General features: G+C 71.3%; 2 protein-coding genes. Both read left to right on the forward strand.

Annotation, left to right across the window (positions count from 1 at the left end; all coding sequences use genetic code 11):
- The first annotated feature begins 187 nt into the window (after positions 1 to 187).
- The gene (locus D7V93_RS43050; RefSeq protein ID WP_120648676.1) at positions 188 to 448 is read left to right on the forward strand and encodes a phosphopantetheine-binding protein; all 261 of its coding nucleotides are present in this window, start codon (positions 188 to 190) and stop codon (positions 446 to 448) included.
- Positions 449 to 543: 95 nt separating this feature from the next.
- Entirely contained in the window at positions 544 to 1,152 is a 609-nt protein-coding gene (locus D7V93_RS43055; protein WP_120648677.1) for a 2,3-bisphosphoglycerate-dependent phosphoglycerate mutase, read from the forward strand.
- The last annotated feature ends 211 nt before the right edge of the window (positions 1,153 to 1,363 follow it).

The raw sequence follows: 1,363 nt of genomic DNA on the forward strand, positions 1-1,363 counted from the left end.
GCCAGGGAACCCCAGGCCCCTGGGCCGCCACTTCGCCCCCGGCCGCCCGGGCTCCTGGAGGGCACCCGTCGAGGCAAGCCCCCAGGAAGCCCCCGAATCAGCCCCCTGGACCCCTCGGACCTGCCGCGGTAGTTCTTCTTTCCCCAGTTTCCGGCGAATCGCCCCCCTGCTGGAAGAGGAGTCCTCCATGAGCGCGCAGACCGCATCCCCCTCGCCGATGGAAGCGCGGCTGGCGGGCTACTGGCAGGAACTGCTGGGCGTGGACGTCGTGAGGCCGGAGGACCACTTCCTGGAGGTGGGCGGCAACTCGCTGCTGGCGACGATGCTGGCCAACCGCATCGAGGACGACCTGGGCCTCCAGGTGGGCATGGTGGACCTGTTCAACACGCTGAGCGCAGTGGCGGCCGTCTGCGACCGGCTGCTCCTGGAGTCCCAGCCCACCGGCTGACCCCGCCTCCCGCGTGACAGGGAAGCGACGGGCCGGGCGGGTGGACGGGGCTTGCCTCTTTTCCCGCTGCCCCCGGTTGGGCTAGCAGGGGGGCCATGCCCATCCTCGCCCTCGTCCGTCACGGTCAGTCCCTCTGGAACCACGAGAACCGCTTCACCGGCTTCGTGGACGTGCCCCTCACCGAGCAGGGCCGCGGCGAAGCCCGCAAGGCCGCCGAAGCCCTCAAGGGCCTGAAGTTCGACGTCGCCTACACCTCCGCCCTCACCCGCGCCCAGGAGACGCTCGCCATCCTCCTGGAGACGCTGGGCCAGCGCCCGCCCGTCATCCGCGACGCGGCCCTCAACGAGCGGCACTACGGCGACCTGCAGGGCCTCAACAAGGCGGACGCCGCCAAGGCCTTCGGTGAGAAGCAGGTCCACGTCTGGCGCCGCTCCTACGACGTGCCGCCCCCCAACGGCGAGTCCCTGGAGATGACGGCCAAGCGCGTGCTGCCCTTCTACGAGCGCGCCATCGCGGGCGACCTGCGCCAGGGCAAGAACGTGCTCGTCGTGGCCCACGGCAACTCCAACCGCTCGCTGGTGATGCGCCTGGACAAGCTGTCCGGCGAGGCCGTGGTGGCGCTGGAGCTCGCGACCGGCGTGCCCGTCGTCTACGACGTCACCCCCGAGGGCGAGGTCGTCTCCAAGCGCGGCGCCACGCCCTGACACCTCGCGGCAGGGCCGGTGCCTCCAAGGTGGGGGGGGTTGAATGTGCAGCCCCCCGTCCCGTCTGATGCTCCAGAAGGACGAACACCCCCAAGGATGCACACCATGAAGGCCCTGACCCTCGCTGTCGTGCTGCTCACCTCCGCCGCCTCGCTCGCCCAGACGGCGCCGCGCGTGGAGGAGGCCGCCAACGCCGCCGCCGCCTCCGACA

Origin of the sequence: Corallococcus llansteffanensis (assembly GCF_003612055.1) — a bacterium.
Taxonomy (GTDB): domain Bacteria; phylum Myxococcota; class Myxococcia; order Myxococcales; family Myxococcaceae; genus Corallococcus; species Corallococcus llansteffanensis.

Coding starts and splice junctions, on each gene's coding strand:
- D7V93_RS43050 (WP_120648676.1), top strand. CDS start 188: ATGAGCGCGCAGACCGCATCCCCCTCGCCGATGGAAGCGCGGCTGGCG.
- D7V93_RS43055 (WP_120648677.1), top strand. CDS start 544: ATGCCCATCCTCGCCCTCGTCCGTCACGGTCAGTCCCTCTGGAACCAC.